This window comes from Pollutimonas rozaliensis (assembly GCF_048751585.1).
GTDB lineage: Bacteria > Pseudomonadota > Gammaproteobacteria > Burkholderiales > Burkholderiaceae_B.
This window is the reverse complement of record NZ_JAZHOB010000115.1, coordinates 1-272: the sequence shown is the minus strand read 5'-3', so window position 1 is coordinate 272 and position 272 is coordinate 1. Positions and strand designations below refer to the sequence as shown.

At 37.5% G+C, this 272-nt stretch carries 1 protein-coding gene; it reads right to left on the bottom strand.

Annotated elements, in window-relative coordinates; all coding sequences use genetic code 11:
* The coding region (locus tag V0R37_RS22200) for a hypothetical protein (RefSeq protein ID WP_420376566.1) at window positions 1-272 on the bottom strand (272 nt) is incomplete at both ends.

The window sequence follows — 272 nt, the reverse complement described above, 5'->3', positions numbered from 1 at the left end:
CAAAAAGCATCATGAAAAAGCCGCCGCCTACATTTCTTACAGCATATGGTGTTTCTACGCCTTGATTTGGATATGAACTGTTCAGTTTAAAGAACTTGGCTAACTTACTGCTATAATCTTGATTAACATGATCTACTTTTTTTCTTAGGGTCATGGCCGACGAAAAAATTAAAATCAGCCCGAATATTACAGCCACATAAGATGCATTTAAGTAAACCGCTATTACGGCTCCCAATATTGCGCCCATTGTAGTTGCAATTTCTAACAGCATA